A 13,336-nucleotide genomic window follows, 5' to 3' on the forward strand; every position below is an offset into this window, starting at 1 on the left:
GTGACAGGGGATTCCTTGTGGCAGTAGTGGATTCGTCAGGACACGATGACGACGATCGAGTGGTAGCCGGATGCCCCACCGGGGAACGGGTCGGCGCGCTCGGCAGTCTGGACCGTGCCGGTGCCGTCGGTGGCGCGCACCGTGAGGTCGTGCCGGCCGCTCTTGGCGTCCCACGCCCAGTACCACTGCCGCCAGTAGTCGGTGCCGCCGTCGGGTCCCAGGGTCGCCTTCTGCCACGGGCCGTCGTCGACGCGCACCTCGACCTCCTTGATGCCGCGGCCCTGGGCCCAGGCGACACCACCGACCACGATGCGTCCGGGGGCGTACGTCGCCAGCCCTCGGGGGGTGTCGATGCGGGCCTGCGTCTTGACCGTGCCGTCGATGGCCCAGTCGCGCTGGGTCCAGTACGCCTTGTCCTTGGCGTAGGTGGTGGCGGTCAGCCTGGTGAGCCACTTCGTGGCACCGACGAACCCGTACAGTCCCGGCGTGACGAGTCGGGCGGGGAAGCCGTGGCGCGCGGGGAGCGGCTGGCCGCCCATGGCGACGGCCACCATGGCGTCGCGGTCGTCCGTGAGCGCCTCGACCGGGGTGGAGATCGTCATGCCGTCGGTCGACTCGCTGAAGATCTGGTCGACGCCCTGCTTGACGCCTGCGCGCTCGAGCAGGTCGCGGACGAGCACGCCCTGCCAGCGGGTGGAGGAGATGTAGGGACCGCCCACCTCGTTGCTGACGCAGTTGAGGGTGATGTCGCGCTCGACCATGGGCATCTTCACGAGCTCGTCGAAGGTGATCGAGAACGGCCGCTCGACCATGCCGTCGACCTCCAGCTTCCAGCTCTCCACGTCGACCCGCGGGATGACCAGGGCCGTGTCGACGCGGTAGAAGTCCTTGGGGTCGGTGACGAACTTGGTGATGCCCTTGACCTTGCCGTCCAGGCCGGTCGGCAGCGGGTCCGCCGTGCTCGCGGGGGCGGGGAGGCTCACCGAGGCCGGCAGCGTCGGGGCCGCGGCGAGCCGCTGGCCGAGGGCACCGACCGCGGCCGCGCCCACCGTGGCGCCGGCGGCGCCGACGAGGAAGGTGCGGCGACCGGTCGTCGACGGCACGCCGTCGGCCTGGGCCGAGTGGTCGAGCGGTGACTCGTGGTGGTCGCCCGCGGATGCGGACGCGGCTGCCCGGTGGCCGGGGAGCAGTCGTAGAAGTCCGTGGAGCACGGCGACACCGACCACTGCGGCGGCGAACGCGGGCAGGACGTCGACCGGCGAGGCGGTCGGCCGCAGCAGGGCGGCCAGGCCCGCAAGGCCCGCGAGCACCACGACGAGCGCGCCGGCGAGTGACGGCCTGCGTCGCGCCACCAAGCCGATGCCCAGCGCGGCCAGCGCGGTGACCACGGCGACGCTGCTGAGCAGGACCGCCTTGTCTGCGGTGCCGAACGTCCGCACCGCCCACTCCTTGACCGGTGTGGGCGTCGCGTCGACGACGGTCGAGCCCACCGCGAGCACGGGCGATGACGCGGGGTCGACGAAGGCAGCGACGAGGTGGCCCACCGCCATCCCGGTGAGGGCGGCGAGGAGGCCGCACACGGCGTACCCGAGGCGCTGGGTCTTCGTGGTCGGCTGCATGGACGTCATTCGTACCCCGCCCCGCTGTGGATGGGTACGGGTCCGGCGCCCTGCGGTGGGCGGGTAGCGTGACAGTGTGCCTCCCACCCGTCGTCGCCGGCCCAACTTCGTCGCCTTCATCGCCACGGGGGCGATCCTCGGCTTCGTGGTCGGGTCCGCCTACGCCTACCTCGGCGGGAGCCAGGACACGACGGAGTACGGCCGCAGCTTCAGCGACTCCTCGGCCGTGCTCTTCCTCGGGCTTCTGGGCGCTTGCGTGCTTGGGCTGGCGGCTGCGGTCCTCGCGGTCCTGCTGGAACGCCGCGACTGAGGCCTCCGCCGCTGTGGGAGACTGGCGCACGTGGCACGCGGCGACGGACAGCTGACGCACGACCTCCTCCCTGGTGAGAAGGGCCCGCAGGACGCCTGTGGGGTCTTCGGCGTCTGGGCTCCCGGCGAGGAGGTGGCCAAGCTCGCCTACTACGGCCTCTACGCGCTGCAGCACCGCGGGCAGGAGTCCGCCGGCATCGCGACCTCCGACGGCCGCTCGATCCTCGTCTACAAGGACATGGGGCTGGTGTCCCAGGTCTTCGACGAGCGCTCGCTCGCCTCGCTGCGCGGCCACCTCGCGGTCGGGCACTGCCGCTACTCCACGACCGGTGGCTCCACCTGGGAGAACGCCCAGCCCACCCTCGGCGGCCACGCCGAGTCCACCGTTGCCCTGGCGCACAACGGCAACCTCATCAACTCCGCCGAGCTGCGCGACCTCGTCGCGGACCGCAAGGCCGAGGGGTTCAACCACGGCGGCGGCGAGCTGGTGCGCGGCAACACCACCGACACCGCGCTGGTGACCGCGCTGCTCGCCGATGACCCCGACCGCTCGCTCGAGGCCGCGGCGATGGACCTGCTGCCCCGGCTCCGGGGTGCCTTCTGCTTCGTCTTCATGGACGAGCACACCCTGTATGCCGCCCGCGACCCGCAGGGCATCCGCCCGCTGGTCCTGGGCCGCCTCGAGCGCGGCTGGGTCGTCGCCTCCGAGACCGCGGCGCTCGACATCGTCGGCGCCTCGCTGATCCGCGAGGTCGAGCCGGGCGAGCTCATCGCCATCGACGAGGACGGCCTGCGCTCGCAGCGCTTCGCCGAGACCGACCGCAAGGGCTGCGTCTTCGAGTACGTCTACCTGGCCCGCCCCGACACCACCATCAACGGCCGGGGCGTCCACGAGTCGCGGGTCGAGATGGGTCGCGCCCTCGCGCGGGAGCACCCGGTCGAGGCCGACCTGGTGATGCCGACGCCCGAGTCCGGCACCCCGGCCGCGATCGGCTACGCGCAGGAGTCCGGCATCCCCTACGGCCAGGGCCTGGTCAAGAACTCCTACGTCGGCCGCACCTTCATCGCCCCGTCGCAGACCATCCGCCAGCTCGGCATCCGGCTCAAGCTCAACCCGCTGCGCGAGGTCATCAAGGGCAAGCGCCTCGTCGTGGTCGACGACTCCATCGTGCGCGGCAACACCCAGCGGGCCCTGGTGCGGATGCTGCGCGAGGCCGGCGCAGCCGAGGTGCACGTGCGGATCTCGAGCCCGCCGGTGCGCTGGCCCTGCTTCTACGGCATCGACTTCGCGACCCGGGCCGAGCTCATCGCCACCGGCATCGGGGTCGAGGAGGTCTGCACCTCCATCGGCGCCGACTCCCTCGGGTACATCAGCGAGGAGGGCATGGTGGCCGCCACCGAGCAGCCGCGCGACCAGCTGTGCACGGCGTGCTTCTCGGGCCAGTACCCGGTCGAGCTGCCCGACTCCAGCCGCCTCGGCAAGAACCTCTTCGAGACCCTGCCGCTCGACGTCGACGGCGTGAGCCTCGGGGTCTCCGGCGGGGCCGCCGACGCGCTCACCCGCCCCTGACGCCCAACCTTCTCTCGTTCGAGGTATTCGCCTACCCGGACCTGGTTGCCGAATACCTCGAACGAGGCTGGGCCGAGGACGGTCGGCGCCGGGCTGACAGCCGGGCATGGGCGGCGACCACCTGGTCCATGAACCGCCGTTCCTCCAGCCGCAGCCCCACGAGGTCAATGCGCAGGACGGTGTGGTCGGCCAGCGCGAGCTCGTTCTGGCGCAGGTTGTCGTCGGTGACGGCCAGCCCGAACCGGTGGCCGACGCCGTCGATCTCCACGGCGAGACCGATGTCCTCCCACGCCGCATCGAGGTAGACCCGTCCGCGAACGCCGTGGCGCAGCGCCTGTCGGGTCGGCTCCGGCAGGCCGCGGGCGCGGCACAGGCGTGCGAAGTCGAGCTCCCCGAGCGACTGCGCACCGAGGGCGACGTCACGGGCGATGACCGCTATCAGGCGCCGCCTCGTCCGCCCTCGCGTCGCCTCGGCCGCCTGGAGCAGCTGCGCACCGGTGCAGAGCCGCTGCCAGCTCGCCCTCCACCCGTCGCGCGAGCTTGTGCACCCGCAGCCCGTCGACCGCCCGGACCGCAGCCGTGTGCCTGACCGACACGTGGACCACGTCGTCCTCGAAACCGGTGAGCCCGGCCGCCTGGAGTGCGCTCACCCCGTCGAGGGCGGCGATGCCGGCACCCACCTCCCACACGGCTCGTCGCCGCCACGCGCCGGGGCCCAGAGGGCCCGTGTGGACCGCGACGGTCTGCCTGCCGTGCAGGCGCCAGCGCCCGGCCGACACCTCGCGACGAACCATGCGGTCGTCGACCCCGATCCCGGCGAGCGTGTCACGGGACAGCACGCCGTCAGTGGCCTCGGCCAGCCGAGTAGCAGCGGCACGCCGCCAGCTCGTCGTCCGAGATGCCGGGACGCCCGTCGTGGTCATGCGACGACGCTGGCTCATGGAACGGCCGCGGGGTGGTCGTCCACCGCCGACGTGTGGACGCCCGGGCGGTGGGCGACCCCCTGTGGACGGCGACTCCCCACCGGTCGAGGTATTCAACGACCCGATCGTGGTCGGCGAATACCTCGACCCGGGGGGCTACGGGGGGCAACCAGGACAACAGGGCAACAGGGCGGACGGGCGAACCGAGGGGCGGCGGGCGGGGACTAGGCTGGCCCGCGTGAGCGAACCGATCACCTATGCCTCCGCCGGTGTCGACGTCGAGGCCGGTGACAGGGCGGTCGAGCTCATGAAGGCCTCCGTGCGCCGGGCCACCCGGCCCGAGGTCCTCGGCGGCCTCGGCGGGTTCGCGGGCATGTTCGACGCGAGCGCCATCGCACGGATGACCCACCCGGTCCTCGCCACGTCCACCGACGGTGTCGGCACCAAGGTCGCGATCGCCCAGGCGCTCGACCGCCACGACACCATCGGGTTCGACCTCGTGGGCATGGTCGTCGACGACATCGTCGTGTGCGGCGCCGAGCCGCTGTTCATGACCGACTACATCGCCACCGGCCGCGTGGTGCCCGAGCGGGTCGCGGCCATCGTCTCCGGGATCGCGGCGGCCTGCGAGCAGGCCCGCGTGGCCCTCGTGGGCGGCGAGACCGCCGAGCACCCGGGGCTGCTGGACCCCGACGAGTACGACGTCGCCGGCGCCGCCACGGGCGTCGTGGAGCACGCCGACGTGCTGGGACCGGACCGTGTCCGGGCGGGTGACGTCGTCCTGGCGCTGGGTTCGAGCGGGCTCCACAGCAACGGCTACTCCCTCGTCCGACGTGTCGTGGCCTCGGCCGGCTGGGCCCTCGACCGTCACGTCGAGGAGTTCGGCCAGACGCTGGGGGAGGAGCTGCTCACCCCGACCCGGGTCTACTCCGCGGACCTGCTCGACCTCATCCGGACCGACGGCATCGACGTCCACGCCCTGTCGCACGTCACCGGTGGCGGACTGGCGGCCAACCTCGCCCGCGTCCTGCCGCAGGGCGTCCTCGCACGCCTCGACCGCTCCAGCTGGACGCCGCCCGCGGTGTTCTCCACCGTCGGCGCCCTCGGTCAGGTGCCCCGCGCGGACCTCGAGCGCACCCTCAACATGGGCGTCGGGTTCGTCGCCATGCTGCCGGCCGACCAGGTCGACGCCGCGACCCGCGAGCTGTCGTCCCGGGGCATCCCCGCCTGGGTCCTCGGCGAGGTCGAGGCGCTGGAGGGCGCGTCCCTCGAGCCCGGGGTCGAGGTCGTCCACGGAGCCAAGGGCGTCGACGGCGGCGCCGTCCAGGTCGTGGGTGACCACCCCGCCTGAGTAGCGGCACGGATGGGGCGGCCCGTGGGGCAGGCTCCACACTGTCGCCATGGACAGCGGGCCCACCACGGACAGCTGCCGCGGCGCCCGTTCGACGACGACCTGGTGCTGGTCGGCAGCCGTCGGCACCCTGGGCGCCCTCGGCCTCGTGTTCGTGGCCATGGCGTTCACGGCCCTGCTGGGCATCGTGGGCACCGTCGCCGGCGCGGTGACACCCGGGCACCCGCTCGACACCACGCCGGTCACGGTCGTCACGACCCTCGCCGTCCTGCTGTGCCTCGGGGTCTCGTGGGGACTGGGCTGGGTCGTCGCCGGAGCCGCCGAGGGCCTCACCCCGCGCTGGCTCGCCGGGCTCACCACCGGCCTGCTCGGCGTCGGGGCCGGTGCGGTGGTGCTGTCCCTCGGGCTCGGGCTGCGCCCCTTCTAGGACGGGACGCAGCGGCGTACCGTCAGCAGATGGACGCGGAGCGGGCCGAGCGCGAGGACGTCGTCGTGCGCCAGTACCGGTTCCTGCTGCGCACCGCCCCCGCCGACGCCCTTGAGATGGCGCACGTGGAGGCGCTCTCGGGGCTCGGGTGGCGCGACCGCGGGCAGGTCCTCGCCGCGGTGCAGGACGGGCTCGTCGCCGGCCTGCGGCTCGACCGTGGCGACGTGCGGGCCCTCGCCCACCTCGTGACCCTGGGCGAACGCCGAGCGCCCGGCGCCTTCCTCGCGGCCATGCACCCGCCCACCCTGCGCCGGCTCGCGGACCTCGTCGTCCTCGCCGAGGCCTCCTTCGGGCTCTTCGGCGGGTATGCCGCCTGGGACGGCAGCGACCCCGTGGCCGCCGAGGAGCCGTGGACCGACAGCGGGTTCGCCGAGCGGTGGAGGACCCCCCTCACCGTGCGGGTCAGCTACCTCGACTACGCGGGCGGACCCAGCACCCCGGACTCCTTCGGCCGCGGCCGCTGAGCCGGGCGGACTCGCCTCGTTCGCGCCCGCACGCCCGTCGTGGCGTCCTACCCTGAGGCATGACGAGCAACCGGTGGGGTGGGGACGGACGTCGAGCTGACGCGGCGGGAGCTGAGGAGGACCCGGTGGTCCGGCAGTACCGCTACCTGCTGAGGACGGCTCCGGCCGACGCCCTCCAAGCGGCCCACGACGAGGCGCTGTCCGGTCCGGCCGCCGGCGTCCGCGGGCCGGTGCTCGAGGCCGTGCGCCAGGCGTTCGTCGCCGGTCAGCGGCTCTCGCCGGACGCGACCTCCGCGACGGCTCGGCTCGTCGTCGTCGGCGAACGCCGCAGCCCCGGTGCGTTCCTCGCGGCCTGCGAACCGGGCGTGCTCCGGGTCCTGGCCGAGGCGGTGGTCGGCTCGGACGCGGTGTTCGGCCTCTTCGCCGGGTATGCCGCGTGGGACGGCGCCGACCCCGCGCCCGCGGACCCCGGGGTCGACCAGGGCGGAGCCCGCGTCATCGGCACACAGCCGGACCCGGCCGCGGAAGCCAAGGCCTTCGCGACCGGCCACGGGAGCTCCATCCTTCCCTGGGGCGGCGCCGGGGCAGGCTACTGACTTCTGGTCCGAGCCTCGGGGGATGCGTGCATCTGGCGCCCCTGGGACCGCCTCGGTGGCGTAGCGGGCTGCCGGCCGTGACCGTGCTACGCGAGGCTGGCGAGCAGCTCGTCGGTGGTGGCGAGGGTGACCAGCGGTCCGTAGAGGGCCATGACGTCGAGCGCCTTGGCGTGGTTGTCGTCGGTCGAGCCGGCGCACGCGTCGGCGACGACGGTGACCGAGGCGCCTGCGTCCGCGGCGGCCAACACCGTCGAGATGACGCAGCAGTCGGTGGCCACCCCCGTCACCACCAGGCGTGGGCGCTCGCCCACCACCGGCAGCAGCTCGGCCCACTTGCCGAACGTCGGCGCCGTCACGACCCGGCCGGGCAGGTCGGCCACCTCGTCGGTGAGGGCGTAGAGCGGGTCCTCGTCACCGACCAGGGCCCACGGGAACTCCTCGTAGTACGGCGCCCACGCGCCCTCGGGACGCTGCGGTGCGACGAAGCGGGTCAGCACGGTCCGGTCACCGAAGGCGCGCGCGAGCCGGGCCACCTGGGCGGCCGCCGCGCCGTACCGGGGGGCGCACCAAGCGCTCGCGGGGTCGCCGAAGACGTGCTGGAGGTCGATGCCCACCAGCCAGGCCGGCTGGGTCACGCGCCGACCCCGGCTCCCGGCCCCTGCTGCGGGTGGCCCTCCCCGTGGCCTTCGAGGTGGCCTTCGAGGCCGGTGTCGAGGTGCTCCTCCTGGCGCCGTACGGTGCCGCGCCGCAGGGCGAGCGTGCCGACCAGCCCGATCACCAGGGCGAGCAGCACGCCGAGGTTGGCGTAGGCCCAGTCGCCGTCCTTGCCTCCGAGGCCGAGCGGACCGAGTAGGTAGCCCTGCCAGTTGTTCCACGAGGCGTCGTCGGCGAACAGGTTGACGACCAGCCCCCAGCCGACGACCGAGGCCACGACCATCAGGCCGATCGACACCCAGTCCCACGCGCCGTAGCGGCCGCGGGCGTCGAACAGCGCCTCCTCGTCGTAGTCGCGACGGCGGAGCCAGATGTCGCCGATCATGATCCCGGCCCAGGCGGCGAGCGGGACGCCGAGGGTGATGAGGAACGACTGGAACGGGCCCAGGAAGTCCTGGGCGAAGAAGACGACCCAGATCGTGCCGAGGGTGAGGATGACGCCGTCGACGAACGCGGCGCTCGGCCGGGGGATGCGGACGCCGAGCGAGAGCAGGGTGAGGCCCGAGGAGTAGATGCCGAGGACCGCGCCGCTGACGAGCGCGAGTATCGCGGCGACGAGGAACGGCACGAGCACCCAGGTGGGCAGGATGGTCGCCAGGGTGCCGACCGGGTCGGCCGAGATGCCGTCCATGAGCTTCTGGTCAGAGCCGGCGAGCAGCAGGCCGTAGAGGACGAGCAGCACCGGCGCGAGCGCCCCACCGAAGGTGTTCCACCAGACGATCGAGGCGCCCGAGGCGTCGCGGCGCTGGTAGCGCGACCAGTCGGCGGCGATGTTGATCCACCCGAGCCCGAACCCGGTCATCACCAGCACCAGCGCGCCGACCACCTGCTGGGTGGTCCCCGCCTTCAGGGCGCTCACGGCGTCCCAGTGCACGTGGTCGACGGTCATCGCGACGTACACCACCGTGACCACGCCGGTGATCCAGGTGAGCCACGACTGGAGCCGCATGATCACGTGGTAGCCGGCGACGGAGGCCAGCACGACGAGTGCGGCGGTGACCAGTGCGGCCACGACCTTCGTCGCGGTGCCACCGCCCCACCCGAGCTCGCGAAAGATCGTCGCGGTGGCCAGGGTCGCGGTGATCGCGAGGAAGGTCTCCCAGCCGATCGAGGTCAGCCACGAGATGACGCCGGGCACCTTCTGCCCGGTGACCCCGAACGCCGCCCGCGACAGCACCATGGTCGGCGCCGAGCCGCGCTTGCCGGCGATCGCGATGACCCCGCAGAGCAGGAATGACACGACGATGCCGACGACGGCGACCAGGACGCCCTGCCAGAAGGAGATGCCGAACTGGAGGGCGAACGCGGCGTAGCTGATGCCGAAGACCGACACGTTGGCCGCGAACCACGGCCAGAAGAGGTCGAACGGGCGGGCGGTCCGGTCGGCCTCGTCGATGATCTCGATGCCGGTCGTCTCGACCCCGAGGCGCCGCGTCTGCTCACGCGTGTCTGTGCTCATGGCGGGAGCGTAGACCCGCGGGCGCGCTCCGACGCCGCAGCGCCGCGGCACACGCGCATGGCGGTGTGCCGCGGGACTGCGGTGACACACGGGCCCGAGGGCCCGCGCATGAGGTGAGGTGGTTGGTCAGGCGCTCAGGTCATCGCTGACCCGACGCCCACTTCCCGTACTCGTCGTACTCGTCCTCGCCCGCGGAGTCGTTGGAGACTCGCTCCGGCTCCGCGTAGGAAGACCCGTGCAGTTCTTGCTCAAGCGAACTGAAGTCGGTGTTCGGGGAGAAGTACTTCAGCTCCCGAGCAACCTTCGTCTGCTTGGCCTTGGCCCGGCCGCGCCCCATGGCGTGACCCCCTCATGCGTCTGGCGGGACGGCATCGCTGGGTACGAGTCGTCAAAGTGACGGCTCGACTCCGCGGAGCGGTCCCGGGAATCGTGTATATGTCGTGGGGCCAACGCTACAGGAGCGTGGCAAGTTTGGCCGCAGGACTCCCGTCTTGCGGGACGACTTCAGCGGGCCGGCAGCCAGATCCCGCCGGCCGCCTTGGCGGCCATCCGCTCCTCGGCGATGTGGTCCGCGGCCGCCGCCGGGGTGCTGCCGTGGGCGTCGGCCGTCCGCAGCACCTCGAGGGTGTGGTCGAAGATCGCCGTGGCCGCCTTCTTGGCGCGCTCGAAGTCGAAGCCGTGGAGCTCGTCGCTCACCTGGATGACGCCACCGGCGTTGACCAGGAAGTCGGGGGCGTAGGTGATCCCGCGCGCCTTGAGCTGGTCGGCGGTGCCGCCGGGGCCCTCGGTGACGAGCTGGTTGTTGGCGCCGCCACAGACGACGGTGGCCTGCAGGGCGGCCACGGTCTGCTCGTCGAGGGCGCCGCCGAGGGCACAGGGGGCGTAGACGTCGATGTCGGACCGCACGAGCGCGGCGGTGTCGGCGACCACCTCGACCTCGGGGTGGGCGGACCGGAGCGCGGCGACCGCGTCCTGGTTGACGTCGGTGACGACGACCTTCGCGCCGTCCTCGAGGAGGTGGCCGGCGAGGATGTGCCCGACCTTGCCGACCCCGGCGATGCCGACCGTGCGTCCCTCGAGGGTGGGCTTGCCCCACAGGTGCTGGGCGCACGCGCGCTGGCCCTGGAACACGCCGTACGCGGTGAGCACCGAGGAGTCGCCCGCGCCGCCGTTGGCCTCGGACCGGCCGGTGGCGAAGCGCGTGGTCTCGCTGACGACGTCCATGTCGGCGACGTAGGTGCCCACGTCGCAGGCCGTGACGTAGCGGCCGCCCAGGCTCTCGACGAAGCGTCCGTAGGCGCGCAGCAGCTCGGGCGTCTTGTCGGTCGCCGGGTCACCGATGATCACGGCCTTGCCGCCGCCGAGGTCGAGGCCGGCCACGGCGTTCTTGTAGGCCATCCCCTTGGACAGGCGCAGCATGTCGCTGAGCGCGGCCTCCTCGGAGGCGTACGGGTAGAAGCGCGTGCCGCCGAGGGCCGGCCCGAGGGCCGTGCTGTAGATGCCGATGATGGCGCGCAGGCCGGTCTCCCGGTCGTGGCAGAACACCACCTGCTCGTGCTGGGACATGGAGGCGACGGCGGAGGTGGCGGAGGACGGCGCGGAGGACGTGGTCACGGTGGTGACTCCTGGAGCTCGGGAGGGCGCTGACGGGTTGGCTCGGCGCGGGTCGCGCGCCTGCGCACAGCGTATTGCGACCACATGGTGGTCGGGTGACTAGTCCCAACGGACCATTACGGACCACCCGTAAGGAATGTTCCCAAGAGGTCCCGCTTGTCCGATTATTGAAAGACGTCCCCTGCACGAGGAGAAAGTCATGGTTACTCGCACCACCGAGGTCGAGAAGTTGCTCACCCCCGCGGAAGTCGCGTCGTTGTTCCGCGTGGACCCCAAGACCGTCACGCGTTGGGCGAAGGCCGGGAAGCTCAACTCGATCCGCACGCTCGGAGGCCACCGCCGCTACCGGGAGGCTGAGGTCAGGGCACTTCTCTCCGACGTCATCTGAGCCGCTGGCCGACCCCCGGGGGCAGGGCCCGGGGATCGGCAGCCAGCGCTCGTCGTCGTCCGTCACCCCACGGGACGGTCGCATTCGCTAGGTTGCCCCGATGGCGCCTGACCCGGATACCGTTTCAGCACAAGCGGTCCCACGTCCAGGTCACGGTCCGCTCGCCGGGCTGAAGGTCGTCGAGATCGGGGGCATCGGTCCCGGGCCGTTCGCGGCAATGCTGCTCGCCGACCTGGGCGCGGACGTCGTGCGCGTCGACCGGCCGCAGGAGGACCTGCGTGGCACCCACGCCGTCCTGCTGCGCGGCCGTCGATCCGTGGTGCTCGACCTGAAGTCGGCCGACGGGCTGCGCGCCGTCATGGAGCTCGTGGGTCGCAGCGACGTGCTCGTCGAGGGTTTCCGTCCGGGAGTCGCCGAGCGCCTCGGCTTCGGACCCGACGAGGCGCTGCGCCGCAACCCCCGCCTCGTCTACGGCCGCATGACCGGCTGGGGCCAGAGCGGGCCGTATGCCGCGCTGGCCGGCCACGACATCACCTACCTCGCCGTGAGCGGGGTCCTCGACGCCTTCGCCGGTGACGACGGGCGCCCGGTGCCGCCCCTCAACCTCCTGGGAGACTTCGGTGGCGGCGGGGCGATGCTCGCCCTAGGGGTGGTGTCGGCAGTCCTGCACGCGCGCGCGACCGGTGAGGGGCAGGTCGTCGACGCCGCGATCGTGGACGGGGTCGCGAGCATGACGGCCATGCACCAGTCCATGCTGGCCTCCGGCCTCTGGTCGGCGCCGCGCGGCGAGAACCTCCTCGACGGCGGAGCGCCGTTCTACCGCTGCTACCGGACGCGCGACGACCGGTGGGTGGCGGTCGGGGCGCTCGAGCCGGCCTTCTACGCCCGGCTCCTCGAGGGACTCGACCTGTGGTCGCCGGAGCGCGTCGCCGGGCAGCTCGACCGCCAGTGGTGGCCGCGGATGCACCGTGAGCTCGAGATGCGGTTCGGCCTGCGCACCCTGGCCGAGTGGACGCGGGTGTTCGCCGGGCTGGACGCCTGTGTGGCACCGGTCCTCACCATGGAGGAGGCGCGCACCGACGCCCACCTGCGGGCCCGCGGCACGTACGCCCACGAGCCGGGTGGTGGGCCCGCCGCCCACCAGCCGGGCGCCGTACCGAGGTTCTCGGCGACGCCCGGACGACCGGGCGAACCGGCGCGCGAACCGGGTGCCGACACCGACGAGGTGCTCGGCGAGCTGGGGCTTGGGAGGACGGACTAGCCGCGCTCACCCGAACGGGGGACCGGACCTTCAAGGGTTGGCAAAGTCCGACCATTCAACATCCCCCATCCCTGTTTCATCATCACGTAACTTGCGCACGTGAAACCAAGGAGTGACCAGTGACCAACAGCCTCGGCGTCTTCGTGCAGGACCAGATGAACCTGCTCGGGTGGAACCGTGCCGTCCTCGCCGAGCGCACCGACATCGACGAGTGGATGCTCGCCACGATCCTCGACTCCCCGGTGCTGGCCGGCTGGCCCGAGGGTGAGGACATGCTGGCCCTCGCCCGGGCGCTCTCCGTGCCGGTCCGCGAGATCGTCCTGCGGGCTGCCGAGGGCTGCGGCCTGCACGTCATGGCTCCGATGAGCCCCACCGAGACCCTTCTCCTCGCGTCCAACGAGGAGCTCATGCGCGAGGTGCGCCGGCGGCTGGCCCTCGGGGCCCGTACCGGTGGCTACCTCGCCACCCCGGTCCAGCGCTGGGACGTCGAAGCGGTCTGACGGGCGGCACGCCGCGCGAGCGTGACCACGCTCGCGCCGAGCACCCCCGGGCTCGGTACCGGTCGACCCGCCTCCGTGGTG

Annotated in this window: 16 protein-coding genes; 9 read left to right on the forward strand and 7 right to left on the reverse strand. The window is 72.6% G+C overall.

Annotation, left to right across the window (positions count from 1 at the left end; genetic code table 11):
• Nucleotides 1-35: 35 nt before the first annotated feature.
• The gene (locus ASG70_RS13425) at nucleotides 36-1,619 is read right to left on the reverse strand and encodes a molybdopterin-dependent oxidoreductase (protein WP_156399995.1); all 1,584 of its coding nucleotides are present in this window, start codon (nucleotides 1,617-1,619) and stop codon (nucleotides 36-38) included.
• Between the two features lie 76 nt (nucleotides 1,620-1,695).
• On the opposite strand from ASG70_RS13425, the gene ASG70_RS13430 reads away from it, so the two are divergent.
• Entirely contained in the window at nucleotides 1,696-1,929 is a 234-nt protein-coding gene (locus ASG70_RS13430; protein WP_056884358.1) for a hypothetical protein, read from the forward strand.
• 30 nt (nucleotides 1,930-1,959) lie between these two features.
• Complete coding sequence (gene purF, locus ASG70_RS13435; protein ID WP_056884359.1) at nucleotides 1,960-3,498, forward strand: amidophosphoribosyltransferase; 1,539 nt, start codon at nucleotides 1,960-1,962, stop codon at nucleotides 3,496-3,498.
• Between the two features lie 31 nt (nucleotides 3,499-3,529).
• Here purF and ASG70_RS13440 read toward each other — a convergent pair whose 3' ends face one another.
• On the reverse strand, nucleotides 3,530-3,766 hold the full coding sequence (locus tag ASG70_RS13440; protein ID WP_056884360.1) for a hypothetical protein: 237 nt from the start codon (nucleotides 3,764-3,766) through the stop codon (nucleotides 3,530-3,532).
• Nucleotides 3,767-3,917: 151 nt separating this feature from the next.
• Nucleotides 3,918-4,421 (reverse strand): hypothetical protein, encoded by a 504-nt coding sequence (locus ASG70_RS13445; RefSeq protein ID WP_156399996.1) that lies wholly within the window; start codon nucleotides 4,419-4,421, stop codon nucleotides 3,918-3,920.
• Between the two features lie 238 nt (nucleotides 4,422-4,659).
• Here ASG70_RS13445 and purM point away from each other — a divergent pair, with 238 nt between their 5' ends.
• From purM to ASG70_RS19370, 4 genes are all read left to right on the forward strand, one after another.
• Entirely contained in the window at nucleotides 4,660-5,772 is a 1,113-nt protein-coding gene (purM, locus tag ASG70_RS13450; protein ID WP_056884362.1) for a phosphoribosylformylglycinamidine cyclo-ligase, read from the forward strand.
• A gap of 49 nt (nucleotides 5,773-5,821) precedes the next feature.
• Nucleotides 5,822-6,199: a hypothetical protein gene (locus tag ASG70_RS13455; RefSeq protein WP_056884363.1), complete on the forward strand. Its 378-nt coding sequence runs from the start codon at nucleotides 5,822-5,824 to the stop codon at nucleotides 6,197-6,199.
• Nucleotides 6,200-6,228: 29 nt separating this feature from the next.
• Nucleotides 6,229-6,723, forward strand: a complete 495-nt coding sequence (locus ASG70_RS13460; RefSeq protein ID WP_056884364.1) for a hypothetical protein — start codon at nucleotides 6,229-6,231, stop codon at nucleotides 6,721-6,723.
• A 125-nt stretch (nucleotides 6,724-6,848) separates the two neighbouring features.
• A complete protein-coding gene (locus tag ASG70_RS19370; RefSeq protein ID WP_056884365.1) occupies nucleotides 6,849-7,319 on the forward strand; it encodes a hypothetical protein in 471 nt (156 codons plus the stop codon).
• 86 nt (nucleotides 7,320-7,405) lie between these two features.
• Here the strand turns inward: ASG70_RS19370 and ASG70_RS13470 are convergent, their stop codons facing one another.
• The 4 genes from ASG70_RS13470 to ASG70_RS13485 form a co-directional block, all read right to left on the reverse strand.
• Nucleotides 7,406-7,954, reverse strand: a complete 549-nt coding sequence (locus ASG70_RS13470) for a cysteine hydrolase family protein (protein ID WP_082590763.1) — start codon at nucleotides 7,952-7,954, stop codon at nucleotides 7,406-7,408.
• The gene (locus ASG70_RS13475; RefSeq protein WP_082590765.1) at nucleotides 7,951-9,492 is read right to left on the reverse strand and encodes a cytosine permease; all 1,542 of its coding nucleotides are present in this window, start codon (nucleotides 9,490-9,492) and stop codon (nucleotides 7,951-7,953) included. The genes ASG70_RS13470 and ASG70_RS13475 overlap by 4 nt, the downstream gene beginning before the upstream one ends.
• A 139-nt stretch (nucleotides 9,493-9,631) precedes the next feature.
• Nucleotides 9,632-9,829 carry a DUF3073 domain-containing protein gene (locus ASG70_RS13480; protein ID WP_056884366.1) on the reverse strand — a complete coding sequence of 66 codons (198 nt, stop codon included), beginning with the start codon at nucleotides 9,827-9,829 and terminating at the stop codon, nucleotides 9,632-9,634.
• Nucleotides 9,830-9,996: 167 nt separating this feature from the next.
• A complete protein-coding gene (locus tag ASG70_RS13485; RefSeq protein ID WP_200949282.1) occupies nucleotides 9,997-11,106 on the reverse strand; it encodes a Glu/Leu/Phe/Val dehydrogenase dimerization domain-containing protein in 1,110 nt (369 codons plus the stop codon).
• A 199-nt stretch (nucleotides 11,107-11,305) separates the two neighbouring features.
• Here ASG70_RS13485 and ASG70_RS13490 point away from each other — a divergent pair, with 199 nt between their 5' ends.
• The 3 genes from ASG70_RS13490 (at nucleotide 11,306) to ASG70_RS13500 (ending at nucleotide 13,255) form a co-directional block, all read left to right on the forward strand.
• Nucleotides 11,306-11,494 carry a BldC family transcriptional regulator gene (locus tag ASG70_RS13490; protein WP_056884367.1) on the forward strand — a complete coding sequence of 63 codons (189 nt, stop codon included), beginning with the start codon at nucleotides 11,306-11,308 and terminating at the stop codon, nucleotides 11,492-11,494.
• Between the two features lie 100 nt (nucleotides 11,495-11,594).
• The gene (locus ASG70_RS13495) at nucleotides 11,595-12,755 is read left to right on the forward strand and encodes a CaiB/BaiF CoA-transferase family protein (protein WP_082590767.1); all 1,161 of its coding nucleotides are present in this window, start codon (nucleotides 11,595-11,597) and stop codon (nucleotides 12,753-12,755) included.
• A 119-nt stretch (nucleotides 12,756-12,874) separates the two neighbouring features.
• Nucleotides 12,875-13,255: a hypothetical protein gene (locus tag ASG70_RS13500; protein ID WP_056884369.1), complete on the forward strand. Its 381-nt coding sequence runs from the start codon at nucleotides 12,875-12,877 to the stop codon at nucleotides 13,253-13,255.
• Nucleotides 13,256-13,336 lie beyond the last annotated feature (81 nt).

Source organism: Phycicoccus sp. Soil748, from assembly GCF_001428025.1.
GTDB lineage: Bacteria > Actinomycetota > Actinomycetes > Actinomycetales > Dermatophilaceae > Pedococcus.